Source organism: Sphingomonas sp. KR3-1, assembly GCF_040049295.1.
Lineage (GTDB): Bacteria > Pseudomonadota > Alphaproteobacteria > Sphingomonadales > Sphingomonadaceae > Sphingomonas.
On record NZ_JBDZDQ010000002.1, the window covers coordinates 201,827 to 227,652 of the forward strand.

The 25,826-nt window shown below is 67.6% G+C and carries 22 protein-coding genes; 19 read left to right on the forward strand and 3 right to left on the reverse strand.

Annotated elements, in window-relative coordinates; all coding sequences use genetic code 11:
- Positions 1-58 precede the first annotated feature (58 nt).
- The 4 genes from ABLE38_RS12865 to ABLE38_RS12880 all read left to right on the forward strand — a co-directional run bounded on the left by ABLE38_RS12865 (position 59) and on the right by ABLE38_RS12880 (position 4,307).
- Complete coding sequence (locus ABLE38_RS12865) at positions 59-1,702, forward strand: sodium/solute symporter (protein ID WP_348974625.1); 1,644 nt, start codon at positions 59-61, stop codon at positions 1,700-1,702.
- Complete coding sequence (locus ABLE38_RS12870) at positions 1,693-2,562, forward strand: 2-dehydro-3-deoxygalactonokinase (RefSeq protein ID WP_348975211.1); 870 nt, start codon at positions 1,693-1,695, stop codon at positions 2,560-2,562. The genes ABLE38_RS12865 and ABLE38_RS12870 overlap by 10 nt, the downstream gene beginning before the upstream one ends.
- Positions 2,559-3,191 (forward strand): 2-dehydro-3-deoxy-6-phosphogalactonate aldolase, encoded by a 633-nt coding sequence (locus ABLE38_RS12875; protein ID WP_348974626.1) that lies wholly within the window; start codon positions 2,559-2,561, stop codon positions 3,189-3,191. The genes ABLE38_RS12870 and ABLE38_RS12875 overlap by 4 nt, the downstream gene beginning before the upstream one ends.
- A gap of 75 nt (positions 3,192-3,266) precedes the next feature.
- The gene (locus ABLE38_RS12880) at positions 3,267-4,307 is read left to right on the forward strand and encodes a glycoside hydrolase family 43 protein (RefSeq protein WP_348974627.1); all 1,041 of its coding nucleotides are present in this window, start codon (positions 3,267-3,269) and stop codon (positions 4,305-4,307) included.
- A gap of 106 nt (positions 4,308-4,413) precedes the next feature.
- Here ABLE38_RS12880 and ABLE38_RS12885 read toward each other — a convergent pair whose 3' ends face one another.
- On the reverse strand, positions 4,414-5,742 hold the full coding sequence (locus ABLE38_RS12885; protein WP_348974628.1) for an MFS transporter: 1,329 nt from the start codon (positions 5,740-5,742) through the stop codon (positions 4,414-4,416).
- A 162-nt stretch (positions 5,743-5,904) separates the two neighbouring features.
- Between ABLE38_RS12885 and cyoA the strand changes: the two genes are divergently transcribed.
- From cyoA to ABLE38_RS12960, 15 genes are all read left to right on the forward strand, one after another.
- On the forward strand, positions 5,905-7,077 hold the full coding sequence (gene cyoA / locus ABLE38_RS12890; protein WP_348974629.1) for a ubiquinol oxidase subunit II: 1,173 nt from the start codon (positions 5,905-5,907) through the stop codon (positions 7,075-7,077).
- A gap of 14 nt (positions 7,078-7,091) precedes the next feature.
- Entirely contained in the window at positions 7,092-9,092 is a 2,001-nt protein-coding gene (cyoB, locus tag ABLE38_RS12895) for a cytochrome o ubiquinol oxidase subunit I (protein WP_348974630.1), read from the forward strand.
- Between the two features lie 3 nt (positions 9,093-9,095).
- Positions 9,096-9,725: a cytochrome o ubiquinol oxidase subunit III gene (cyoC, locus tag ABLE38_RS12900; protein WP_348974631.1), complete on the forward strand. Its 630-nt coding sequence runs from the start codon at positions 9,096-9,098 to the stop codon at positions 9,723-9,725.
- Positions 9,722-10,093 carry a cytochrome o ubiquinol oxidase subunit IV gene (gene cyoD / locus ABLE38_RS12905; protein ID WP_348974632.1) on the forward strand — a complete coding sequence of 124 codons (372 nt, stop codon included), beginning with the start codon at positions 9,722-9,724 and terminating at the stop codon, positions 10,091-10,093. The genes cyoC and cyoD overlap by 4 nt, the downstream gene beginning before the upstream one ends.
- A gap of 44 nt (positions 10,094-10,137) precedes the next feature.
- Positions 10,138-10,800: an SURF1 family protein gene (locus ABLE38_RS12910; RefSeq protein ID WP_348975212.1), complete on the forward strand. Its 663-nt coding sequence runs from the start codon at positions 10,138-10,140 to the stop codon at positions 10,798-10,800.
- Positions 10,797-12,092 carry an ATP-binding protein gene (locus tag ABLE38_RS12915; RefSeq protein WP_348974633.1) on the forward strand — a complete coding sequence of 432 codons (1,296 nt, stop codon included), beginning with the start codon at positions 10,797-10,799 and terminating at the stop codon, positions 12,090-12,092. The genes ABLE38_RS12910 and ABLE38_RS12915 overlap by 4 nt, the downstream gene beginning before the upstream one ends.
- Positions 12,089-12,622, forward strand: a complete 534-nt coding sequence (locus ABLE38_RS12920; protein WP_348974634.1) for a response regulator transcription factor — start codon at positions 12,089-12,091, stop codon at positions 12,620-12,622. The genes ABLE38_RS12915 and ABLE38_RS12920 overlap by 4 nt, the downstream gene beginning before the upstream one ends.
- A gap of 332 nt (positions 12,623-12,954) precedes the next feature.
- A complete protein-coding gene (locus ABLE38_RS12925) occupies positions 12,955-14,289 on the forward strand; it encodes an AAA family ATPase (protein WP_348974635.1) in 1,335 nt (444 codons plus the stop codon).
- A complete protein-coding gene (locus ABLE38_RS12930; protein ID WP_348974636.1) occupies positions 14,286-14,942 on the forward strand; it encodes a hypothetical protein in 657 nt (218 codons plus the stop codon). The genes ABLE38_RS12925 and ABLE38_RS12930 overlap by 4 nt, the downstream gene beginning before the upstream one ends.
- Before the next feature lie 333 nt (positions 14,943-15,275).
- Positions 15,276-15,677, forward strand: coding sequence for a hypothetical protein (locus tag ABLE38_RS12935; RefSeq protein WP_348974637.1), 402 nt, complete (start codon positions 15,276-15,278; stop codon positions 15,675-15,677).
- Between the two features lie 100 nt (positions 15,678-15,777).
- Positions 15,778-17,370, forward strand: a complete 1,593-nt coding sequence (locus ABLE38_RS12940; RefSeq protein WP_348974638.1) for a hypothetical protein — start codon at positions 15,778-15,780, stop codon at positions 17,368-17,370.
- A gap of 79 nt (positions 17,371-17,449) precedes the next feature.
- A complete protein-coding gene (locus ABLE38_RS12945) occupies positions 17,450-17,962 on the forward strand; it encodes an RNA polymerase sigma factor (RefSeq protein WP_348974639.1) in 513 nt (170 codons plus the stop codon).
- 33 nt (positions 17,963-17,995) lie between these two features.
- Positions 17,996-18,943 carry a FecR domain-containing protein gene (locus ABLE38_RS12950; protein ID WP_348974640.1) on the forward strand — a complete coding sequence of 316 codons (948 nt, stop codon included), beginning with the start codon at positions 17,996-17,998 and terminating at the stop codon, positions 18,941-18,943.
- Entirely contained in the window at positions 18,930-21,317 is a 2,388-nt protein-coding gene (locus tag ABLE38_RS12955) for a TonB-dependent receptor (RefSeq protein WP_348974641.1), read from the forward strand. The genes ABLE38_RS12950 and ABLE38_RS12955 overlap by 14 nt, the downstream gene beginning before the upstream one ends.
- A gap of 241 nt (positions 21,318-21,558) precedes the next feature.
- On the forward strand, positions 21,559-22,707 hold the full coding sequence (locus ABLE38_RS12960; protein ID WP_348974642.1) for a glycosyltransferase family 2 protein: 1,149 nt from the start codon (positions 21,559-21,561) through the stop codon (positions 22,705-22,707).
- Between the two features lie 37 nt (positions 22,708-22,744).
- On the opposite strand, the gene mprF is transcribed toward ABLE38_RS12960, so the two are convergent.
- Together mprF and ABLE38_RS12970 are read right to left on the reverse strand one after the other, a co-directional pair.
- Positions 22,745-25,312 (reverse strand): bifunctional lysylphosphatidylglycerol flippase/synthetase MprF, encoded by a 2,568-nt coding sequence (mprF, locus tag ABLE38_RS12965; RefSeq protein ID WP_348974643.1) that lies wholly within the window; start codon positions 25,310-25,312, stop codon positions 22,745-22,747.
- 10 nt (positions 25,313-25,322) lie between these two features.
- Positions 25,323-25,754, reverse strand: coding sequence for a DUF2147 domain-containing protein (locus ABLE38_RS12970; RefSeq protein WP_348974644.1), 432 nt, complete (start codon positions 25,752-25,754; stop codon positions 25,323-25,325).
- Positions 25,755-25,826: the final 72 nt, after the last annotated feature.

Consider the following 25,826-nt stretch of genomic DNA (forward strand, 5'->3'; position numbering starts at 1 on the left):
CGATAAATGGACGATTCAGCCGCCCGGGAGCGCGCGGTGCTTAAGGGAGGGAGTGCCCGTGACGAGTCTGTCGCAAATCGACCTGATCGTGGTCGTCATATATGCCATCGGGATTTTCGGCCTGGCCCAATGGGTTAGCCGAGAGAAGGCAGGGCACGCCAAGGATACGTCCGACTATTTCCTCGCATCCAAGTCGCTGCCCTGGTGGGCGATCGGCGCGTCGCTGATCGCCGCAAATATTTCGGCCGAACAGATCGTCGGCATGGCAGGTTCGGGCTACAAGATCGGCCTCGCCATTGCTTCCTATGAGTGGATGGCGGCGCTCACGCTGCTGATCGTCGGCAAGTATTTCCTGCCGATCTTCCTCAAGAACCAGATCTACACGATGCCGCAGTTCCTCGAGCAGCGCTATGGCAGGATCCTGCCGGTGCTGATGGCGGTGTTCTGGCTCGCGCTCTACGTGTTCGTGAACCTGACCTCGATCATCTGGCTCGGCTCGATCGCAGTGCACAAGGTGGCGGGCGTCGACCAGACCGCGGCGCTGATCGCGCTCGGCGGCTTCGCCTTGCTCTACCAGCTCTATGGCGGCCTCAAGGCGGTAGCGCTGACCGACATCGTCCAGGTGACGCTGCTGGTGATGGGCGGCCTGATCGTCTCCTACCTGACGCTCGACCAGATCGGCGGCGGGCAGGGCATCCTGGCCGGCTTCCACACGCTCGCCAACGCGCATCCCGAGAAGTTCGACATGATCCTCTCGCCCGACAATCCCTTCTACAAGGACCTGCCCGGCATCGCCGTGCTCGTCGGCGGCATGTGGATCGCGAACCTGAGCTATTGGGGCTTCAACCAGTACATCATCCAGCGCGCGCTGGCGGCGAAGAACCTGGGCGAGGCGCAGAAGGGCATCACGCTCGCGGCCTATCTCAAGCTGCTGATGCCGGTGATCATCGTGCTGCCGGGCATCGCCGCGGTGATGCTCGCGCCGAACCTCGCGGTGGGCGACGAAGCCTATCCGACGATGCTCAAGCTGCTGCCGCCGGGCCTGCTCGGCCTCGTCTTCGCGGCGCTGGTCGCGGCGATCATCGCGTCGACTGCCTCCAAGATCAATTCGATCGGCACGATCTTCACGCTCGACCTCTATGCCAAGGCGCGCGGCATCAGCACGCGCGGCGAGCAGGGCGAGGGCAAGACCGGGCAGGAGAAGCACCTCGTCCTCGTCGGCCGCGTCGTCGCCGCCGTCGCGGTGGTGATCGCGATCCTCGCCGCCAAGCCGCTGATCGGCCAGTCGGACCAGGCGTTCCAGTTCATCCAGGAATTCTCGGGCTTCTTCACCCCGGGCATCACCGTGATCTTCCTGCTCGGCCTGTTCTGGAAGCCGGCGACCGAGGCGGGCGCGATCGTCGCGGCGGTCACTTCGGTGCTGCTGTCGGTCGTGCTGAAGTCGATCATCAGCATCGAGCATCCCGCGGTCTATATCCCGTCGGGGCTCAACGCCTGGCTGTTCCCGTTCATGAACCGCATGCTGTTCGTGTTCCTGGTCAGCCTGATGCTGGCGATGCTGGTGAGCCTGGTGTTCAAGGGCCGCGGCAACGCCAATCGCGTGACCATGGAAGGCGTCAGCTTCAAGACGCCGAACGTGTTCAACGTCGCCGGCGTGGGCGTGATCCTGATCCTCATCGCCCTGTACGCGACCTGGTGGTGAGCTTTTCCGGCACCTTCCTCGCCGTCGACTGGGGGACGACCAATAGGCGCGTCTTCCTGATCGACGGCGGACAGGTCGTCCGCACTGAGCGTGACGACCGCGGCGTGACCTCGGTCACCGACTTTGAAGCCGAGGCGGCGGGTATTCGCTCCCGCTTCGGGGACCTGCCGATGCTGATGGCCGGGATGGTCGGCTCGAACATCGGCTGGCGCGCGGCACCCTATGTGCCGGCGCCGGCCGGGATCGCGGACCTTGCCGCCAAGCTGCTGCGCATCGACGAGCGTACCGCGATCGTCCCCGGGGTCTCGGTGACCGGGCCGGCGGACGTGATGCGGGGCGAGGAAGTCCAGCTGCTCGGCGCCGTCGCCGCGGGGCTGGTGCCGGGCGACGCGCTGATCGCGCAGCCCGGGACGCACTGCAAATGGGCGGAGATGGAGGAGGGGCGCATCGCCGGCTTCACCACCGCGATGACCGGCGAGCTGTTCGCGCTCGTCCGCACGCACGGCCTGCTCGCCAGCCAGCTCGGCGGCGAGGTGACGCTGGGCCAGGCATTTCTCGACGGGGTGGAGGAGGGGCGCAAGCGCGACCTCGCCGCCTCGCTGTTCGGCATCCGCGCCGCCAAGCTGCTGGGGGTGCGCGACGACAACGACGCGGCGAGCTTCGCCAGCGGGCTGCTGATCGGCAGCGACGTCGCTGCGCGGCTCGAGCGGGCGGGGCACGACACCGTGCATATCCTCGCCGACCCGGTGCTGGGCGGGCTCTATGCCACCGCGGTCGAGGCGCATGGCCGTCGCGCCGCCCTCGTCGACAGCCACGCCGCCTTCGTTGCTGGCATTATCGCCATTGGGAGTAACTCGTGAGCCACATCGCCGCCTTCGACGCCGCCTTTGCCCGCTGCCCGCTGATCGCGATCCTGCGCGGAGTGACGCCCGACGAGGTCGAGGCGATCGGCGACGAACTGGTCGCGGCCGGCTTCACGCTGATCGAGGTGCCGATGAACTCGCCCGATCCGCTGGAGAGTATTTCGCGCCTTTCCAAGCGCTTCGGCGGCAAGGCGGTGATCGGGGCGGGGACGGTGCTGCGCGAGGAGCAGGTCGCCGCGGTCCAGGCCGCGGGGGGCACGATGATCATCTCGCCCAACGCCAACCTCAAGGTGATCGCGGCCAGCGCCGCGGCGGGCCTCGTCTCGCTGCCGGGGATCTTCACGATGAGCGAGGCCTTTGCCGCGCTAGATGCCGGGGCGACGGCGCTCAAGCTGTTCCCGGCCGAGGCGGCCTCGCCGGGGGTGCTCAAGGCGATGCGCGCGGTGCTGCCCAGGGAAGCGCGGGTGCTGCCGGTGGGGGGTATCTCCCCCGACACCATGGCGCCCTGGCTGGCCGCCGGTGCGCCGGGCTTCGGGCTCGGCTCGGCGCTGTACAAGGTGGGGATGGGCGCCGCCGAGGTGGGCGCCAATGCCCGGGCGTTCGTGGCGGCACTTCCGGACCGCTAAGCTTGCCACGTTCGCGCCCAGAGGCTTGTGCCGACGGCAATATTATATGATAAGTCATCTCAAAGGAGAGATGACATGGGGAAGCGCTATTTGCGGAGCGGCGCGCTGATCGGCGCGGCCTTGTGCCTGAATGCGGGCAGCGCGTGGGCACAAGCAGACAGTCCGGCGGCGGATGTTGGCAGCTACACCAACCCGCTGCTCCCGTCGGGCCCCGATCCCTGGATCACCCAGGTCGATGGGACCTATTACTACATGCACACCCAGCGCGACGGCATCACGCTGTGGCGCACGCGGAACATCGCCGACCTGGCGAATGCCGAGCAGAGGAAAGTGTGGACGCCGCCCAGGGAGGGGCCGAACGCGCACCTGATCTGGGCGCCCGAGCTGCACCGCATCGGCAAGAGCTGGTTCCTCTACTACACCGCCACTGCAAGCGGTTTCAGCGATGACGCCCACCGGGGTGTGTTCGTCCTGGAGAACAAGGCGTCCGATCCGCTGAGCGGGACCTGGATCGACCGCGGCAAGATCAACACCGCGCATGCCGGGATCGACGGCACCGTCTTCGCCTGGCGGGGCAAAAACTACTTCGTCTACTCGCCCTATCTCGGGCCGGACTCGGGGCTCGCCATCGCCGAGATGAAGAACCCCTGGACCTTGAAGGGCAGGGAGCAGGTGATCGCCATGCCCGACCAGCCCTGGGAACGGCTCGACGGCCGCCAGATCCTCGAGGGGCCGGAATTCCTGGCGGGTCCCAGGGGCGACCTGTTCCTGACCTATTCGGCCAGCCCGTGCTGGTCCGACGACTATGCGCTCGGACTGCTGCGCGCGGCGCCCGGGGCCAACCCGCTCGATCCCAAGGCGTGGAGCAAGTCGCCGACCCCGGTGCTGCACAAGGGCAACGGCGTGTACGCGACCGGACATAACGGCTTCTTCAAGTCGCCCGACGGCAAGGAGAGCTGGATCATCTACCACGCCAATGCGGCGGCGGGGATGAAGTGCACGCTCAAGCGGGCGCCGCACATCCAGAAGTTCGGCTGGACCGCCGACGGGCGGCCCGACTTCGGGCTGCCGGTGCCGGAGGGCGTGGCGCAGAAGGTGCCTTCGGGGACGCGGTGACCCTCGCTAAAGCCCTCTCCTGAAGGGGAGAGGCTTGAGAAGAAACAAAAAGAGCCGGCAGCCCTGGGGCAGCCGGCTCTCTTCGTTTTCGTCCGGAGTGTCCGGATCAGTCGATGTTCTTCGCGAGCCCCTGGTTGAACCACAGCGCGACCAGCGTGATCGCGGCGCCCGAGAGGAGGTAGCCGCCGGCGGCGAGCAGGCCGAAGCTGCTGCCGAGCCAGAGCGCGATCAGCGGGGCGAAGGCGGCGCCGACCAGCCAGGCGAGGTCCGAGGTGAGCGACGAGCCCGTATAACGGTGCGACTTCTGGAACAGCGACGACAGCGCGCCCGAGGACTGGCCGAACGAGACGCCGAGCAGCGCGAAGCCGAACAGCATGAACACGATCTCGCCCGCTTCGCCCGAGGAAAGCAGCTGCGGGGCGAAGCCGCTGAACACCGCGATGGCGACTGCCGAGCCGCCGAGCAGGGTGCGGCGGCCGAGCCGGTCCGCCAGCGCGCCCGAGACGATGATCGAAAGGGTGCCGACCACGGCGGCGGCGGCTTCGATCACCAGGAAGTCGACCGGGCTGTTCTGCGTGTAGAGGAACACCCAGGAGAGCGGGAACACCGTGACCATGTGGAACATCGCGAAGCTGGCGAGCGGCGCGAAGGCGCCCATCACGATGATCCGCCAATCGGTGCGCACCGTCTCGGTGACCGGGGCGGGCTGGAGCTCGCGGTCTTCGAACAGGCGGGCATATTCGGGCGTCACCACGATGCGCAGGCGGGCGAACAGCGCCACCACGTTGATCGCGAAGGCGACGAAGAAGGGATAGCGCCAGCCCCATGCGAGGAAGTCCTCGGCCGGCAGCTCGGTGACGAAGAAGGCGAAGAGCAGGCTCGCCACGATCAGGCCGAGCGGGGCGCCGAGCTGCGGGATCATCGCATACCAGCCGCGCTTGTTGTCCGGCGCGTTGATGGCGAGCAGCGAGGCGAGCCCGTCCCACGAGCCGCCGAGCGCGACGCCCTGGCCCATGCGGAACAGGCAGAGCAGCCACGCCGCGGTCATGCCGGCATCGGCATAGCCGGGCAGGAACGCGATCGCCGCGGTGGAGCCGCCGAGCAGGAACAGCGCGATCGTCAGCTTGGCGCCGCGGCCATAGGCGCGGTCGATCACCGTGAAGATCAGCGTGCCGAAGGGGCGGGCGATGAAGGCGAGCGCGAAGATCGCGAACGACCAGAGCGTGCCCTGGAGCGGATCGAGGAAGGGGAAGAACAACTTCGGGAAGACGAGCACCGAGGCGATCGCGTACACGAAGAAGTCGAAGAACTCGGAGGTGCGGCCGATGATCACGCCGATCGCGATTTCGCCCGGGTGGATGCCGTGACCATGCGCGGCATTGAGGACGCGTGCATCCCGTTCGGCTTCAAGGGTGGGGACGGTATCGCCGCTCATCGAATTGGAACTTTCTGCAACACGCGCCGCGCCAGCGCGTTTCCTAATGCCATGGAGGGCCGGGTACGTCCCGGCGCGGCGCTCTTGCGCCATAGCAGACAACGCGGGGATTGGACAAAATGTCCTATGTGCGGTGCAACATGAGACGCCTAGGCGCCCGGCATGCCTAGACCCCGTTTCCTCTCCGCTCGGCTTCGCGCCCTGCTGACCCTGCCGGCGCTCGCAGCGTTGTGCGGGTGCAACATGATCGTGCTCAACCCGGCGGGTGACGTCGCGCGCCAGCAGGGCGATCTGGTGATCGCATCAACGCTGCTGATGCTGCTGATCATCCTGCCGGTGATGGCGCTGACCATCCTGTTCGCCTGGCGCTACCGCGCCTCGAACAAGGAAGCGACCTATGAGCCGGACTGGGATCACTCGACCAGCCTGGAGCTGGTGATCTGGTCGGCCCCGCTGCTTATCATCATCTGCCTCGGCGCGATCACCTGGGTGAGCACCCATCTGCTCGACCCGTACCGGCCGCTCGCGCGCACCGGCCCGGGCCAGCCGGTGGCGGCGAACGTCAAGCCGCTCGAGGTGCAGGTCGTCGCGCTCGACTGGAAATGGCTGTTCATCTATCCCGAGCAGGGCATCGCGACGGTCAACGAGATGGCCGCGCCGATCGGCCGCCCGATTCGCTTCCGGATCTCGGCCTCGTCGGTGATGAACAGCTTCTACATCCCCGCGCTCGCCGGCCAGATCTATGCGATGCCGGGCATGGAGACGCCGCTCAACGCCGCGTTCGACAAGCCGGGCGTGTTCCAGGGCTTCTCGGCCAATTATAGCGGGCACGGCTTCTCCAAGATGCGCTTCAAGGCGCACAGCCTCGACCAGGCGGGCTTCGACGCCTGGGTGGCCGAAGTGAAGAAGGCGGGCGGCACGCTCGACCGCGCCGGCTATCTGAAGCTCGCGGTTCCGAGCGAGGGCGAGCCGGTGCGCCATTATGCCGGCGTCGAGACCGGGCTGTTCGACCGCGTGACCAACCTCTGCGTCGAGTCGGGCAAGATGTGCATGCACCAGATGACCGCGATCGACGCGCAGGGCGGCATGGGCAAGGCCGGGCTCTACAATGTCCGCCAGACCGCCGATGCCAAGGCGCAGGGCAGCCACATGCATGACGGCAAGAGCTTCGTCGGCCAGATCTGCGACGAGGACAAGCCGATGGCCGCGCGCGCGCAGGCCGCGCGGGTGAAGCTGGCGCCGCTCACCGGCGCCGGGCTCCGCCAGCCTTCGGCCAAGCCCACTCCTACCGCTCCCAGCGTTGCGTCCGAAACCCGGCCGCGTCCTCTCTCCTGATCGCGAACCCAGCTATGATCCCGCAACCCGCACCCGTTGGCCCGATCCTGGGCAAGCTCTCGCTCGACGCGCTGCCGCTGCACGAGCCGATCGTCGTGGCGACCTTCGCGGTCGTCGCGCTCGGCGGCATCGGCCTTTTCGCCGCGCTGACCTATTTCAAGCTCTGGGGCTATCTCTGGAAGGAGTGGTTCACCAGCGTCGACCACAAGAAGATCGGGATCATGTACATGATCCTGGGCCTGGTGATGTTCCTGCGCGGCTTCGCCGATGCGCTGATGATGCGCCTGCAGCAGGCGCTCGCGTTCGGCGGGTCCGAGGGGTACCTGAACGCGCACCATTTCGACCAGGTGTTCACCGCGCACGGCGTGATCATGATCTTCTTCGTGGCGATGCCGTTCGTCACCGGGCTGATGAACTACGTCGTGCCGCTGCAGATCGGCGCGCGCGACGTGTCGTTCCCGTTCCTCAACAACTTCAGCTTCTGGATGACCACCGGCGGCGCGGTGCTGGTGATGGCGTCGCTGTTCGTCGGCGAGTTCGCCCAGACCGGCTGGCTGGCCTATCCGCCGCTCTCCGAGCTGGCCTATAGCCCCGGCGTCGGCGTCGACTATTATCTATGGGCGCTGCAGGTGGCCGGCGTCGGCACGACACTCTCGGGCATCAACCTGATCGTGACGATCCTCAAGCTGCGCGCTCCGGGCATGGGCCTGATGAAGATGCCCGTCTTCACCTGGACGTCGCTGTGCACCAACGTGCTGATCGTCGCCTCCTTCCCGGTGCTGACCGCGGTGCTCGCGCTGCTCGGCCTCGACCGCTACGCCCATACCAACTTCTTCACGAACGACTTTGGCGGCAGCGCCATGATGTACGTGAACCTGATCTGGATCTGGGGCCACCCCGAGGTCTACATCCTCGTGCTGCCGCTGTTCGGCGTCTATTCGGAAGTCACCTCGACCTTCTCGGGCAAGAAGCTGTTTGGGTACAGCTCGATGGTCTACGCCACGATCGTCATCACGATCCTGTCGTACCTCGTCTGGCTGCACCACTTCTTCACGATGGGCTCGGGCGCCAGCGTCAACAGCTTCTTCGGCATCACGACGATGGTGATCTCGATCCCGACCGGCGCGAAGATCTTCAACTGGCTGTTCACCATGTATCGCGGCCGGATCCGCTTCGAGCTACCGATGATGTGGACGATCGCGTTCATGCTGACCTTCGTGATCGGCGGCATGACCGGCGTGATGCTCGCGGTGCCGCCGGCCGACTTCGTGCTGCACAACTCGCTGTTCCTGATCGCGCACTTCCACAACGTGATCATCGGCGGCGTGCTGTTCGGCCTGTTCGCGGCGATCAACTATTGGTGGCCCAAGGCGTTCGGCTTCAAGCTCAACAGCTTCTGGGGCAAGGTGAGCTTCTGGTGCTGGGTGCCCGGCTTCTGGATCGCCTTCATGCCGCTCTACATCATGGGCCTGATGGGCGTGACCCGCCGCATGCGCACCTTCGACGACCCCAGCCTGCAGATCTTCTTCATCATCGCCGCGTTCGGCGCGGTGCTGATCGCAGCGGGCATCGGCGCGATGCTGGTCCAGTTCGCGGTGAGCATCTGGAAGCGCGAGGAGCTGAAGGACGTGACCGGCGATCCCTGGGGCGGCCGCACGCTCGAGTGGGCGACCAGCTCGCCGCCGCCGGAGTACAACTTCGCGTTCACGCCGGTCATCCATGACCTCGACGCCTGGTACGACATGAAGGCGCGCGGGCATGCCCGGCCGGTGGACGGCTTCAAGGACATCCACATGCCGAGCAACACCGGCGCCGGGGTGATCCTGGCCGGCATCAGCACGCTGATCGGCTTCGCGCTGATCTGGCACATCTGGTGGCTGGTCGGGCTGGGCTTTGTCGGCCTGGTCGGCGGGGCGATCTTCCACACCTTCAACTACAAGCGCGATTTCGACATTCCCGCCGAAACCGTCGCCGAGACCGAGGCTGCGCGCACCCGCCAGCTCGCCGGAGCCTGATCGATGAGCACCACGACGATCCCCGCCGCGGACGAGCCGGTCCGCTTCTACGACCTGGACGAGCATCCGCACCCGGAAGGCTACAGCACGATGCTGGGCTTCTGGATCTACCTGATGAGCGACTGCCTCATCTTCGCGATCCTGTTCGCCACCTATGCCGTGCTCGGCGGCAGCTATGCCGCGGGGCCGGGCCCCAAGGAGCTGTTCGACCTGCCGCTGGTCGCGCTGAACACGGCGATGCTGCTGTTCTCGTCGATCACCTATGGCTTCGCGATGCTGGGCATGCAGCGCGGCAACAAGGGCCAGGTGCTGGTGTGGCTGGCGATCACGCTGTTCTTCGGCGGCTGCTTCCTCGGCATCGAACTCTATGAGTTCAACCATCTGATCCACGAGGGCGCGGGGCCGTGGCGCAGCGCGTTCCTGTCGAGCTTCTTCACACTGGTCGGCACGCACGGGCTGCACGTGACCTTCGGCTCGATCTGGCTGGTGACGCTGATGGTCCAGGTCGGCCGCTTCGGGCTGACCGCCGCCAACCAGCGCCGCCTGGCCTGCCTGAGCCTGTTCTGGCACTTCCTCGACGTCATCTGGATCGGCGTCTTCACCTTTGTCTACCTGATGGGAATGCTGCGATGAGCCACGACACCCATGACCACGGGGATCACGGCCACGGCGTCGAGATCCCGCACGGCTCGATGCGCGACTATGTGATCGGCTTCGTGCTCTCGGTGATCCTCACCGCGATCCCGTTCTGGCTGGTGATGGCGCGGCCGCTGTCGAACGAGGCGACCGCCGCGGCGGTGCTCGCGCTCGCGGCGGTGCAGATCGTCGTCCACATGGTCTATTTCCTCCACCTCAGCCCCAAGGCAGAGGGCGGCTGGTCGGTGACGGCGCTGCTGTTCACGATCATCGTGGTGGCGATCATGCTCTCGGGCTCGATCTGGGTGATGTACCACCTCAACGCCAACATGATGCCGCTGCACGACCCGAGCCAGCTGCCGTGACCGACGCCCGCCAGCCCCGCGCACGGTGGGGCATCGCCGCGGCGATGCTCGCCTGCGCGGTGCTGCTGGCGGGGCTGGGCATCTGGCAGCTCGAGCGGCGGGTGTGGAAGCACGCGCTGATCGCGGCGGTGGATGCCCGCATCCACGCCGCGCCGGTCGCCGCACCGGGCCCCGGCGAATGGGCCGGGATCAGCGCTGGCAACGACGCCTATCGCCGCATCACCGTCATCGGCCATTTCCGGAACGACCGCGTCACGCTGGTGAAGGCCGTCACCGAGCGCGGACCGGGCTATTGGGTGATGACGCCGCTGCAGGCGCGCGACTTCACCGTGCTGGTCAACCGCGGCTTCATCCCCGACGCGATGCGCAGGCAGGTGCCCGCCGGCCCCGACCAGGCGCAGGTCACCGGGCTGCTCCGCATCACCGAGCCGGGCGGCGGCTTCCTGCGCAGCAACGACCCCAAGGGCAGTCGCTGGTATTCGCGCGACGTGGCGGCTATCGCCTCCGCCCATGGGCTCAGCAACACCGCTCCCTATTTCATCGACGCCGACGCCACGCCCAATCCCGGCGGCTGGCCGGTGGGCGGGCTGACCGTGGTCCATTTCAACGACAGCCACCTCGTCTACGCGCTGACCTGGTTCGCGCTGTGCGGCATGGCGCTGTGGGCGGCGTGGTTCGTCACCCGGCGGCGCGAGGCCGGGGAATGATCTCCGCCGGGGGGCTGGAAGACACCGACCCCGGCCGGCGCAACATGTGGCTGCTCGTCCAGCTGCGCTGGATCGCGGTGGGCGGCCAGCTCGCCACGATCGGCTTCGTCCATTTCGTGATGGGCATCGACCTGCCGCTGATCCCGCTGTTCATGGCGCCGCTGGTGCTCGCGGGCATCAACCTCGGCACCTATCCGCTGCTCGACCGGCGCGACGCGATCACCAACTGGGAGCTGACCGTCGCGATGCTCGTCGACGTGGCCGCGCTCGCCTGGCAGCTCCACTTCACCGGCGGGCTGGCCAACCCCTTCGCCTCGCTGTTCCTGCTCCAGGTCGTCACCGGCGCGATGCTGCTCCAGCCCTGGTCGAGCTGGACGATCGTCGGCGCCGCCGGCCTGTCGCTCATCGCCATCGCGATCAGCCCGGTGCCGCTCGACCTGCCGCCCGGCCTCAACGACCCGTTCCGGCTCTATCTCGGCGGCAGCCTGATCTGCTTCGCGCTGATCGCGGTGCTGCTGGTGCTGATGATCACCCGCATCGCCCGCAACCTGCGCGACGGCGACGCCGCGCTCGCCGAGGTGCGCCAGCGCGCGGCGGAGGAGGACCATATCGTCCGCATGGGCCTGCTCGCCACCGGCGCGGCGCACGAACTGGGCACGCCACTCTCCTCGCTCTCGGTGATCCTGGGCGACTGGCAGCGCATGCCGCGCGTCGCCGCCGACAAGGACATGGCGCAGGACGTGGCCGACATGCAGGCCGAGGTGGCGCGTTGCAAGACGATCGTCAGCGGCATCCTGCTCTCCGCCGGCGAGGCGCGCGGCATCGCGCCCGAATTCACCACGGTGCGCCGCTTCCTCGACGCGGTGGTCGCCGAATGGCGGGCGAGCCGGCTGACCGGCACGCTCGACTATGCCGACGGGTTCGGGCCCGACGTGGCGATCGTCTCCGACCCGACGCTGCGCCAGGTGCTCGCCAATGTGATCGACAATGCCGTCGAGGCATCGCCCGACTGGGTGGGGGTAAGCTCGCTGCGCGACGGCGACGACCTGGTGATCGAAGTCGCCGATCGCGGCCCGGGCTTCGCGCCCGAGATGCTCGCCCATTTCGGCCAGCCCTATCGCTCGAGCAAGGGCAAGCCGGGCGGGGGGCTGGGGCTGTTCCTGCTCGTCAACGTGCTCAGGACGCTCGGCGGCACCGCCAGCGCCGAGAACCGGGCCGAGGGCGGCGCGCTGGTCCGCATCCGGCTGCCGCTTGACGCGATCGCCCGGGCGGCGGAGGAATCCAGGCCATGACCGGCTCCCGCAAGCTGCTGATCGTCGAGGATGACGAGGCCTTTGCCCGGACGCTGCGGCGCTCGTTCGAGCGGCGCGGCTATCTGGTCGAGGTCGCGGCCAGCCATGAGGAGCTGGCGGTGCTGCTCGAACGCTTCCGCCCCGGCTTCGCGGTGGTCGACCTCAAGCTCGGCGGCGCATCGGGGCTGCTCTGCGTGCAGACGCTGCGCGCGATCGACGCCGACATGCGGATCGTCGTGCTGACCGGCTTCGCCAGCATCGCCACCGCGGTGGAGGCGATCAAGCTCGGCGCCTCCTACTATCTCGCCAAGCCCTCCAACACCGACGACATCGAGGCGGCGTTCGACCGCGAGGGCGGCGACCCCGACGCCCCGCTCGCCAGCCGGCCCTCGACGATCAAGACGGTGGAATGGGAGCATATCCACCAGACCTTGGTGGAGGCGGACTTCAACATCTCCGAGGCCGCGCGGCGGCTGGGGATGCACCGGCGGACGCTGGCGCGGAAGCTGGAGAAGCGGCAGCTGCGGTAGGGGTGGAGCGGCCGGCATTGGGCCGTAAGCGGACTGGCACATACTGGGCGACCGACCGTGCCGAGCGGCCACTCATTCAATTATCTCGCGAACCGCCAAGATCCGATTTTCTCGACATGCACGGCAGCGTGAGCGCGTCCCAAAGAGATTTTTGGTATCGGCATCCACAGGTTCGAACCCTTCCCGCTCCAGACCATCAAACAAAAGCATTTTTTAACAAGAGCATAAGAGGCCAGTTCTTTGGATTGTGGAGCAGGTTTGTATGCCTGCGGTGATTGCGGTGGCAGACCTCACGGATTGCGTTGTGAAAGCCTCAACCGTACCACTGTCGAATGATCACACGGCTGGAAATAAGCGGCTTCAAGACCTTTGAAGATTTCGAAGTGGATCTTCAGCCTTTCGCCGCGCTCGTGGGGCCGAATGCTAGCGGAAAATCCAATCTGTTTGACGCGTTGCGCTTCGTGTCCCTCTTGGCGAAGCACGACATCCGACACGCAATGCAGGGCCTGAGGGGTGAGCCGGAGGAATTGTTTCGGCGAACGCCTGAGGGCGCGGCAGATAGAATGATCTTCGCCGTCGAGGTACTTGTTCCTCGAAGGGGATCAGATGCGTTCGGCACCGAGTACGACGTTCCCGCCCAAAGGCTGCGTTATGAGCTTGAACTAGGCATCCTCATGGGCCGCGACGGAATGCCTAGGCGGGTCCAGGTGGTTCGAGAATTTTGTAGGCCGATAGCGAAGAGCGAGGACAAAGCTCGGGCCTTTCTCAGATCCATCAAGATCAACTACACTCGAGTTTCCCCTTTCATAAGAATGAATGAGGAAAAGGACGCAATTGAGGTGAGGCAGGACGGGCGGCAAAAGCACGGTCGCCCTGTCACACTATCATTGAAAGAGGCTTCTCGCACCGCTCTTTCGACGATCACGACCGCCGAGTTTCCGCACCTTTATGCGGTCCGTGAAGCACTCTCCAATATCAGCTTCCTGGAAATTAATCCGCAAGCTGCGAGGTTGGACAACGACAGATTTGATGAGCCTCGCCTCAAGCCAGACGCTTCGAACCTGGCGGCTGTTCTCGCACGTTTGAAAGAGGAGACAGGTAGTCAAAACCGTCCCGATGGCGCTTTGGCTGACATTGCCGCTGATTTGGCATCGCTGATCCCGTCGGTGTTGCGGCTGGAGAGCCTCAGCGACGTCGCGCAGCGTCAGTACGCATACAACATCTGTTTCACTGACGATTTGTCATTCAGCTCTCGCGTTATTTCCGATGGGACGCTTCGCTTGCTGGCGTTGCTAACCCTCCTCAATGATCCCGAGCGGCAAGGGACCCTTTGCTTCGAAGAGCCAGAAAATGGCGTCCATGAGGGACGCATTCCGGCGCTGGTCCAGTTTTTGCGGCAATCTGCGGTTGTTTCAGACGATCCTGAAATTCCGTCCTTTCAAGTATTGATAGCCACCCATTCACCCAAGGTTATGGCCTGCCTGAAGGATCATGAAATTGTCGCGGCTGACGTTGTGTCAATTGTCGGACCTCACACAAAGAAGCGAACCGTTCGAACGCGGATGCGGACGGGCGTTCAACCGCTAGGAGACCTTTACGATCCCGAGCGCCATTTGGTACGCGCGGAGATTGAAACACTCCTGCAACGCTCCGTCGACGCAGCATGACTTACCTCAGTTGGGCGGCCATGCACGAGGGGGCAACTGATCAAGCTTACTTTGACATCGTCATTCCGCTTCTGATGGAAGACCTCGTACGCGCGAGGGGGGTTCGCAATGTCACCGTGCCTCTGGCTTCAGCGATTGATCTTGGAAAGTCCAGTAGAGCGGTGGCTGACGTCGCCGAGGAACTGTGCCGGGAGCGCGATGCTTTCCACATCGCCTTCATACACGCTGATACCGGCGGCCGGGCTCTGGAAGCCAATATGGGGCATCGATCTGAAGCGTACCGGCACGCGGCATTTGAGTTGTGCGGGTTTCCTCTAGAGCGTTGCGTAATCATCGCTCCGCGTCATGAGACCGAAGCATGGATGCTTGCGGACCGGGAAGCAGTCGGCGGGGCATTGGGATACAACGGTGACTTGGGCGCGCTGGGTCTGCCTGCAGATGCGCGCGAGGCTGAGCGACTTGTTGACCCAAAAGCCACCCTCAACCGGGCGATTAGTGAGGTGCGGGGGAGGAGGTCTCCGCCTGACGTGCATCAAATAATTCCCGCCATCGCTCAGCGGCAAAGGCTGGATAGGTTAAGAGCCTCCGCATCCTTTCGAAGATTCGAAGACGAACTAGCGCGCGCGATGATCGGGTTGGGCTGCATTCAGTAGGGCCCGCATTCGAGCTTAAAAAAGAGCAGCGCCAAAAGGCCAGCTTCTCTAAGCGTTGGATCGCAGCGCGGCCCGGCTTGGAGCACTCCGCGTTGTCGTCAGCGGTCGGGCCGCTTCCCGGTAATGGTTGTAAATGCGGTATGAATGAACAGCAGTTTTAGGGGTCGCCGCAGGCGGGGCCGAATGACCGAAATTAGGGCGCAAAGCCGGCTTGGCTATCCCCCCATTCAAAATCATCACGTCTAATTGATCCACACCTTGGGGCGCCCTAGCCGAAATACGGCTACCTCCTATATACTCCGTCATCCGCCCGGGGGCCGAAAGGAACGTGCCATGAAGAAGATCTCGATCGCTTTGCTCGGCGCGAGCTTGCTTGCAGCGCTGCCCGCCGCCGCGCAGGACAACGCCAAGGGCGAGGCCGAGCTTGCCAAGGCCATTGCCGGGCGCACTGCCGGCAAGCCGGTGGACTGCATCTTCCAGCGCGACATCCGCTCGGCGCGGATCATCGACGGGACCGCGATCGTCTATGAGATGAACGGCGGCCTGCTCTATGTGAACCGTCCGCGCAGCGGCGCCTCGTCGCTCGACTGGAACAACATCATGGTCACCGACACGCATTCGTCGCAGCTGTGCAGCATCGACACGGTGAAGCTGATCGACAGCGGCATGCGCATGCCGGTGGGCTGGGTGGGGCTGGGCGACTTCGTGCCCTATCCGCGGCCGCCCAAGGGCTGAGCCTGGCCGCTTGCATGCCGGCGCGCGGCTGAGCGCGCCCGGCATGCGGGATCGCCCGCGCTGCTCCGTCCCGACATAAAGCCGTTGTCGGGTGGTGATCATGCCGCGTACCCCAGCCCGGGCCTGGGCCGAGTTTCCGCATTTCGAGCCGCTGCACCTCGTCGCGCCGCCGCAGCCGGTCTGGACGGCGCGGCTCGCGCTGGCGACGCGGAGCTGGGCGACCAATCCCGCGCTGCTCGCCGCGCTGCTACTGGTCGTCGCGATCGCGGCGCGGGCGGCGCAGTTCGGCAACCCGGTGGTGCAGGTCGACGACGAGTTCTACCTGCTGACCGGCGACCGGATGCTCCACGGGGCGCTGCCCTATGTCGACATCTGGGACCGCAAGCCGATCGGGCTGTTCCTGATCTATGCCGCGATCCGCCTGCTCGGCGGGGCGGGAGTGCTGCAATACCAGCTCGTCGCGACGCTGTTCGCCGTGGCGACGGCGCTGGTGATCGCGCGGATCGCGCGGCAGGTGGCGAGCCCGCACGGCGCGGCTGCGGCGGGGGTGGTCTATATCCTCGCGCTCGGCGTGTTCGGCGGCGAGGGCGGCCAGTCGCCGGTGTTCTACAACCTGTTCGTCGCGCTCGCCGCCTGGACGATGACCGCCGTGGCGCGCCGGAGCGACTTCGGGGCGCGCGGCTTCGGGCTGGGCCTGCTGGCGATGCTGCTCGTCGGCGCGGCGATGCAGGTGAAGTACAGCGCGGTGTTCGAGGGGCTGTTCTTCGGGCTGGCGCTGCTGTGGCTGGGGCGGGAGCGCGGCGTGGCGCCGGGCGTGCTGCTGGCGATGGGCGCGGGCTGGGTGGCGGCGGCGCTGCTGCCGACGCTAGCGGCCTGGGGCAGCTACGCCGCGATCGGGCAGGGCGATGCGTTCGTCCAGGCCAATTTCCTGTCGATCCTCGACCGCGGCTCTGACGGCGTGGGCATCACGCTGAAGCGGCTCGGCTGGATGCTGCTTGCCCTCGCGCCGCTCGCGGTCGCCGCCGGGCTGGGGTGCGGGATGCTGCGTTCGGCGCAGGAGGATGTCCGCCGGCTGCTCCAGGGCTGGGCGATCGCGGCGATCGGCGGCGTGCTGATCTTCGGCACCTATTTCGACCATTATGCGCTGCCGCTGCTCGTGCCGCTCTGCGTGCTCGCCGCTGCCTGGTTCGGCGACGGTGCGGGCGGGCTGGTGATCGCCTCGGCGCGCAGCCGGTGGCGGATTCCCGGCGGCGCGGCGGTGATGCTGCTGCTCGGCGCGGTGTCGCTGTGCATCGTCAACGACAACCGCCGCGACCGGGGCTGGGGGCCGCAGATGGAGCGGGTGGCGGACTATCTCCGGCCGCGGCTGCACGACTGCCTCTATGTGTTCGACGGCGAGCCTTCGCTCTACCGGCTGACCGGCAGCTGCCTGCCGACGCGCTGGCCGTTTCCCGCCCACCTCGCGCTGGGGCGCGAGTCGCGGGCGCTCGGCGTCGATCCGCTGGTCGAGGTGCGGCGGATCATGGCGGCGCGCCCGCAATTCGTTGTCGCCAGCACGCCCGACGCGGAGGGGCTGACGCCCGCGGTGCTCGGCCATGTGCGCGGGGTGCTGGCGCGCGACTATGTGCCCGTGCTGGCGGTGCCGGTGGGCAATCGCAGCCGGATCGTCTATCGGCGGCGCCCCGGTGCCTGAGCTCCTTTCCGCCGCCGCAATTATGCCATCGCGCAGCCAAGGCTTGGCAAGAGAAGCGCACAATGCTTTGGCCGACGGCATGATCGCAACCTCGCCGACCAGCGGCCTCCAGCGCGTGCTCGAGAACGAGCGGCCGCGGCTGCTTCGTTTCCTCGCCGCGCGCGGGGCGGGGGACGATGCCGAGGACGTGCTCCAGGATCTGTGGCACAAGCTCGCCGGCGCCGAGGCGCGGCCGGTGGCGGATCCGGTCTCCTACCTGTTCCGCGCGGCCGAGAATGTGCTGCGCGACCGCCAGCGCGCCGCGATCAGCCGCGGCCGGCGCCAGCATGAATGGCAGGACCTCGCCGCGGGCGACTCGGCGCCCGAGGGCGAGCGCGTGCTGATCGCGCGCGAGCGGCTGCGCGAGGCCGAGGCGACTCTGCTTGCGCTCGGGCCGCGAGTCGATCAGGTTTTCCGGCGCTATCGGCTCGAGGGGCACGGGCAGGCAGCGATCGCTCGCGACATGGGGATAAGCTTGAGCTCGGTGGAGAAGGATCTGCAAAAGGCCTATCGGGCCATTGCCGAGCTGAAGGGCAAGTTCGATGCGGAATGAGCGCATCGGCTCCGTCCTGAGGGCGAGGTGGGCATGAACGGGGTTTCGCAAGACATCGCAGAGGATGCCCGCAACTGGGTGATCCGGCTGCAGGATACGGCATTTGCCGATTGGGACGCGTTCGCCGACTGGCTCGAGCGCGATCCCGCGCACCTGGCTGCCTACAATGTCGCGATCGAGACCGACGATGCGATGGCCGCGCTGTTCCGCACCGCGCCGTCGGCGGACGAGCCGGTGCAGGACCTCGAGCCGGTCGCGCGGCCGCAGCGGCGGCTCGCCTGGATCTCGGGCGGCGCGGTGGCGGCGGCGCTGGCGCTGATCGTCGGCTGGACGAGCCTGAGCGGGCCGGCCGCGCAGCATTATGCCACCGGCCCCGGCGAGCGCCGCGAAGTCGCGCTGGCCGATGGCTCGAAGATGATCCTCAACGGCGCCACCCAGGTCGCGCTGGTCGACAAGCGCGAGGCCGAGCTGGTCGCGGGCGAGGCGCTGTTCGAAGTGCGCCACGACGCGGCGCATCCCTTCATCGTCAAGACCGGCGACGCGGTGCTGCAGGACGCGGGCACGGTGTTCAACGTGGTGCGCGACGAGAGCGGGCTGCGCGTCTCGGTGGCCGAGGGCGCGGTGATCTACCAGCCCCAGGCCGACGCGGTGCGGCTGTCGCCCGGCGACGCGCTCAGCGTGCCGGCCGCCGGCAAGCCCGAGGTGACGCGCACGCTCGCCGCCGATGTCGGCAGCTGGCGCGGCGGGCAGCTGGTCTATCGCAACGTCTCGCTCGAGCGGGTGGCGGCCGACGTGTCGCGCAATCTCGGCATCCCGGTCCGCGCGGGCAGGGGCGCGGGCGACATCGCCTTCACCGGCACGATCTCGACCCAGGGCGGCCCCGGCGCGGTGATCGAGCGCATCGCGGCGCTCACCGGCACCCGGGCGACGCGCGCCGGCAAGGGCTGGACGCTGGACGCGATCAACGGTGCGCCGCGCTGAGCTGATCCTCCCGATCGCGTTGCTCGCCGCTCCGCCTGCGCTCGCGCAGGACGAGCGCCACAGCGTCTCCGTGCCCGCCGGTCGCCTCGATGCGGCAGTGTTCACGCTCGGCCGCCAGACCGGCAGCAGCATCGGCCTGCGCGACCCTGCCTTCGGGGCGGTCAGGGTGCGCGCGCTCAAGGGCCGGCACAGCGTCGACGGCGCGCTGGCGGAACTGCTCAGGGGCACCGGCACGCGCGCGCGCCGCGTCGCGCCCGGCACCTGGCTGATCGAGCGCGCCCCGCCGCCGCCGCCCCGGCCGCGCGCGGCACCGCCCCAGGCGGAGGAGCCGGATGCGCCGCCGGCCGAGATCCTGGTCACCGGCAGCAAGCGCGACGTGCCGCTAAAGGCCTATCCGGGCGGCGTCCAGATCGTCGAGGGCAGCGACATCCCGGTCTCGCAGGGCGGGCAGGGCAGCGACGTGATCGCCAACCGCGTCGCCAGCCTGGCCTCGACGCATCTCGGGCCGGGGCGCAACAAGCTGTTCATCCGCGGCATCGCCGATTCGAGCTTTGTCGGGCCGACCCAGGCGACGGTGGGCCAATATTGGGGCAACAGCCGCATCACCTACAGCGCGCCCGATCCCGACCTGAAGCTCTACGATATCGGCCGGGTCGAGGTGCTGGAGGGGCCGCAGGGCACGCTCTACGGCGCCGGATCGCTGGGCGGCGTCGTCCGCGTGGTGCCGCGCGCGCCCGACGCCTGGGCGAGCGGCGGCCATGTCTGGGGGGGCGGCGCGCTGACCGAGCATGGCGCACCGAGCTGGGACCTGGGCGGCATCCTCAACCTGCCGATCAAGGAGGGCGAGCTGGCCGCCCGCGCGCTCGTCTTCACCGCGCGCGACGGCGGCTATATCGACGACCGCGAGCGCGGGCTGAACGACGTCAACAGCGTGCGCACCACCGGCGGGCGCGCAGCGCTGCGCTGGAATGTCGACGGCTGGACGGTCGACCTGGGCGGCGTCGGCCAGAGCATCAAGGGCCGGGACGCGCAATATGCCGACGGCCAGGGCGACGGGCTCACCCGCGCGAGCACGATCGCCCAGCCGTTCGAGAATAATTTCTGGCTGGGCGAGCTGGTCGCCCGCAAGCGCTGGGGAGATATCGAGCTGAGCTCGGCCGCCGCCTATGCCCAGCAATATGTGTCCGAAGTGTTCGCCGGCGCCTCGGTCGTCAACGTCAACCAGGCGTTTCCGCTGCCGCCCGCCAATTCGCAGCTGATCGGCTACCAGCAGGTCAACCGGGTCAACATGCTCACCACCGAAACGCGGCTTTCCCGCAGGGGGCCGCGCGGCACCGGCTGGCTGATCGGCGTGAGCCTGCTCGAGAATCGTGGGCAGGTGAACCGCAGCTTCGGCAGCCGCCGCTTCGCGCTGACCGGCGTGCGCAACACCGTCGCCGAGGCGACGCTGTACGGCGAAGGCACGGTCGAGCCGGTGCGCGGCGTGACGGTCACCGCCGGCGGGCGGCTGACCCGCTCGCATCTGACCGGCAATTCCGAGGACGCCGATCGCTCCTATGCCTTTCGTGAGGATCCGGGCGCCAAGGCCGCGCGCACCGAGACGCGCTTCCTGCCGTCCGCCGCGATCGCCTATCAGCCCTTTGCCGGGCTCACCCTGTTCGGCCGCTTCGAGCAGGGCTTCCGTCCTGGCGGGCTGGCGGTGCGCCGCGACATCATCCAGCGCTTCCAGGGCGACCGGCTATCCACTGTCGAAGCGGGCACGCGCTATACCGCCGACGGGCTGAGCCTGACCGCGAGCGCATCGATGACCTGGTGGACGAGCATCCAGGCCGACCTGATCGACGGCTTCGGCTTCCCGACCACCGCCAATATCGGCGACGGACGCGTGCTCTCGCTGGGCCTGGCCGCGCGCTGGAAGGCGGCGCCGGGGCTCGACTTCGACGCGTCGCTCTATCTGAACGGCTCGAAGGTCACCAACCCGTCCCAGGCGGTGTTCCCGCTGGTCGAGGGACCGTCCGACTTCAACCGGCTGCCCAATGTCGCCGATGCCAGCGGCCGGCTGGGCGCCGCCTATCGCACCGCGCTGGGAGGCGGCGACACCGAATTCTCGGCCACTTCCTATCTGCGCTATGTCGGCAAATCGACGCTCGGTATCGGGCCGGTGCTCGGCAAGACGCAGGGCGACTATGTCGATACCGGGCTGGAGCTGCGCCTGGCGCGCGGGCGGCGGGCGCTGACGCTCTCGGCCACCAACCTGCTCGACACCCGCGGCAACCGCTTCGCGCTCGGTTCGCCGCTGCTGATCCGCGACGAGAAGCAGGTGACGCCGCTGCGCCCGCGCACAGTGCGGCTCGGGCTGGAAATCGGGTTCTAAGGGATACCCCTCCCTTTCAGCGAGGGGAGCAGAAGGGGCAGATGCGCCGCAAAATTTTTCCAAAATCTGTTGCGGGATCGCCACAGGGAATCCGTCTTCCCCATGCCCCCGAGGCAAGCCGCGCAAGTCCGTCCCCCGGCACGCGCGGCCTGCTCTCGAACCCCCCGGGAGGGCGCGCCCTGTGTACTGTGCCCCGGCGCGCTCCTCCCGGGGCCTTGACGAGCCTCAGCAAAGGGATCGCATGAAGCTCTTCCTCGACAGCGAGATCGCCCGCTTCGCCCGGGTCGCGCCCGGCACCGATCTCGCGCTTGCGGTGGTGATCCCGACCTTCAACGAACGCGCGAACGTGCCGCTGCTGATAGAGAAGCTCGATGCTGCGCTGGCGGGGCGGAGCTGGGAAGCGATCTTCGTCGACGACGACAGCCCGGACGGGACGGCGGATATCGTCCGTGAACTGGGCCGCAGCGACAGCCGCGTGCGCGTGATCCAGCGGATCGGGCGGCGCGGGCTCTCCTCCGCCTGCATTGAGGGCATGTGCGCCACCGCCGCGCCGCTGGTGGCGGTGATCGACGGCGACCTGCAGCATGACGAGACGCTGCTGCCGAAGATGCTCGACGCGCTGGAAGGCGATGCCGCGCTCGACCTGGTGATCGGCTCGCGCTTCGTCGCGGGCGGCGGCACCGGGGAATGGGACAGCGACCGGGTGGCGAAATCGGCGCTGGCGACGCGGCTCTCGCGCCGGGTGCTCAAGGCCGACCTGTCCGACCCGATGAGCGGCTTCTTCATGATCCGTACGGAGGTGGTGCGCGCGCTGGTGCCGCGGCTATCGGCGATCGGCTTCAAGATCCTGCTCGACCTCATGACCGCCTCGCCCCGGCCGCTGAACTTTCGCGAGCTGCCCTATGTGTTCCGCACCCGGGCGCTGGGCGAGAGCAAGCTCGATCATGTCGTGGCGATGGAATATCTGATCGCGCTCTATGACCGGATGTTCGGCAAGGTCGTGCCGGTGCGCTTCGCGATGTTCTCGAGCATCGGCGCGCTGGGCGCCGCGGTGCATTTCGCGGTGCTGGCGGCGTGTTTCGAAGGGCTGGCCTGGCCGTTCGTCGGCGCGACATTGCTGGCGGTGATCGCGGCGATGAGCTTCAACTTCCTGCTCAACAATGCGCTGACCTATCGCGAACAACGGCTGAAGGGCTTTGGGCCGATGCTGCGCGGCTGGGCGGGGTTCTGCGTGGTGTGCGGGGTGGGCGCTGCGGCGAATGTCGGCGTCGCGGGGTTCCTCCACGATGTTCAGCATGGCGACTGGCGGTTCGCGGCGATGGCGGGGATCGCAGTGGCGGCGGTGTGGAATTTCGCGCTGTCGTCGCGGTTTGTGTGGGGGCGGTACTAGTATTTCTAACTCCCCTCCCTTGCAGGGAGGGGAAATACTAAGCCACCAGCTTCAGTTTCCCCCGGCGCGCCGCGCTGCGCGAACCGCCGCCGATCAGCGTCTGCAGGTCGATCATGCCGCGGGCCAGGCCGAGGCCCGGAGGCGCGCCGATATAGCGCGCGGTCCAGACCGGCGAGAATTTGTCCTTGTAGGCGCGCAGGCCCTCGAAGCCGTAAAAGGCGTCGCCGTGGCGATAGAGCAGCGCGCCGATCCGCGCCCAGATCGGCGCGAGGCGGCGCGATTCGATGCCCGACAGCGGCGCCATGCCGAGGTTGAACCAGCGATAGCCCTGGTCGCGGCCCCATTGCATCAGCTGGACGAAGAGGAAGTCCATCGTGCCGTACGGCATGTCGGCGAGGTGGCGCATCAGGTCGACCGACAGCTCCTCGCGATTCTCGGTCGCCCAGACATTGGCGAAGGCGACGATCGCGCCGCCGCGGCGGACGAGCGCGCAATCGAAGCGGCCGACATAGGCGGGGTCGAAGCGGCCGACCGAGAAGGCCTTCTCGCTATTGCCCTTGTCGCGCATCCAGGTGTCCGACACCGCACGCAGCTCGGCCATGATGCCGGGCACCTGCGCGGCGGGGACGATCTCGAAGCTGGCGCCTTCACGCGCGGCGCGGCGTTCCGAATGGCGCAGCGAGCGCTTCTCCGGCCCCTCCATCGTGAAGCCGGGGAGCGAGACGCGGGCTTCCTCGCCATATTTGACGAGCTGGAGGCCGAGATCGATCGCGATCGGCAGCGCCTCGGCGGAGATCTGGTAGAGCAGCAGCCGGCCCTGCGCCGCGTCCGCCATCTCGCGGATCAGCCAGAGCAGGTCGCCCCATTCCGCGCGCGGACCGACGGGGTCGCCCATCACGATCCAGCTCTGTCCCTGGACCTGGTACATCAGCAGCGTCTCGCCGCTCGCCGAGCGCAGGAAGCGCTTGTCGCCGGTATAGGCGAGCATCGCATCGGTGCGGTTGGCATGGGCGAGCGCGGTGCGCGGCAGCTCGGTATCGGGGGCATGCTCCTCGCGCCGGGGCTTGGCATAGCCGAACCACTGGGTGACCGCGACGCAGGTCAGCGCCACTGCGGTGGCGAAGCTGGCACGCAGGAAGCGCGAGGCGTCGCCGCGCCAGGCGAACTCCCACCAGAGGTCGTCCTGATAGGGCACATGCTTGAAGGCGAAGAAGCCGATCCAGGTCGCCAGGCCGACCGCGACCGCGACCGAGAGCAGCGCGCGGGTGGACAGCACGCTGGTGAGCGCGGTCTTGCGGTAGAAGGCGGTACGCGAGAGCTGGAGCAGGCCGGCGATGACCAGCAGGATCGCGGCTTCCTCATAGTCGACGCCCTTGAGCAGCGAGAACAGCGCTGCGGCGAGGAGGAGCGTGCGGCAGAGGTGGAAGGCAGCGTCGAGCCGGCGATAGAGCGCAGGCGCGATCAGCAGCAGCGCGGTGCCGGCCAGGCTGGCGGCGATGTGCGATGCCTCGACAAAAGGCAGCGGCACGAAGCTATGGAGGACGCGCAGGCGCGCCGGGATGGCGGGCAGCGAGCCCGAGACGAGCAGCACGATCCCGCCGACGAAGACGATCGCGGCGAGGAAAGTCGGGGCGAGCCCGTGCATCGCGAGGCCGGCGGCGCGGATCGCGGCGAGCGGCTTCCTGAGCTGGCGGCGCTCGTGCACCGCGAGCAGCGCGCCGGCGACGAGCAGCGGCAGGACATAATAGATCAGCCGGTAGAGGATCAGCGCGGCGAGTATCGTCGACGGGTCGGTGCCCGGCAGCACGGCGAGCATCACCGCCTCGAACACGCCGACGCCGCCGGGGACATGGGTGACCAAAGCGGCGATGATCGCCAGCGCATAGCCGAGGAAGAAGGCGGGGAAGGCCTGCGCGCTGGCGCCGGGCACGAGGATCAGCAGCGCGGCGCTGGCGAGGGCGAGGTCGATCGCCGAGGTGGCGATCATCCCGAGCGCCTGGCTCAGGCTGGGCAGGCGGAAATGCCAGCGCGACAGCTTCAATTCGCGCGGCTTCCCGCGCAGCAGCGCGAGCGCGCAGAAGGTCGCGCCGAGAATGGCGGCGCCGAGCAGATGCTGCGCGGTGGTGGAGACGGCGACGCCGCCGAGCGCGAGCGGCGTCCGGTGCAGCGCGAGCGCGGCGCCCGCCATCACGACGACGCCCGACCAGAAGGTGGCGCTGGCGGTGGCGACGACCTTGACGATGTCCGCGGTCTCGAGCCCCGCCGCGCTGTAGACCCGGTAGCGCGCCGAGCCGCCGGTGAGCAGCGCGAAGCCGAGATTGTGGCTGAGCGTGTAGCTGGTGAACGAGGCCAGCGCCGCGGTGCGATAGGGGAGCGGGCGCCCGACGATGCGCAGCGCCAGCACGTCGTACAGCGTCAGCATGAGATAGCTGCCCGCGGTCAGCGCCAGCGCGCCGGCGATCTGCAGCGGGCCGATCGCGTGGAAGGCGTGGCGCACGTCGCGCCAGCGCACTTCGTGCAGCAACCCGTGCAGCGCCGCGCAGGCAAGCGCGACGACGGCGGCGACGGCGCCGAGCTGCAGCGCGGTCCTCGTGCGGGCGGACATGGTCACGGCCTCAGCCGCGGTTCCAGACCTGCGACTTGCAGATCCAGCCGCCGAGGATGCAGCCGCTGATCTTCAGCGCGTTCGGCCCCTGCTGCTCGATCTTGGAGTAGAAGGTCTGGCCCATGTCGGGGACATAGACCTGGCCCTGCCACTTGCCGTTGCCGGTGGGGTGATAGTCGCGCAGCAGCTCGGTGCCGATGAGCTTGTCGACGCCGCTGTCCTTGGCGTCCTTGGTCGCCTGGTCGTTGGCCCAGACTACCCAGCCGCACAGCTTGTCGCCGCATGCGCCCGTCTTCACCTTGACGCTGCCGCGCGGGTTCACCCAGGTGCCGACGACGCCGGTAGCGGCTGCGGCGGCGGCGGGGGCCTGGGCAGAGGCCTGTACCGCGCCGAGCAGCATGGTACCCAGGCCGATGCCGGCCAGGATCTTGCCGAAACGCATGGAAATGTCTCCTAGTCTCTCTCTCGTGCTGCCCTTTGCGCCCGCGTGCCTGTCGGGCGGGTGGGGGGAACC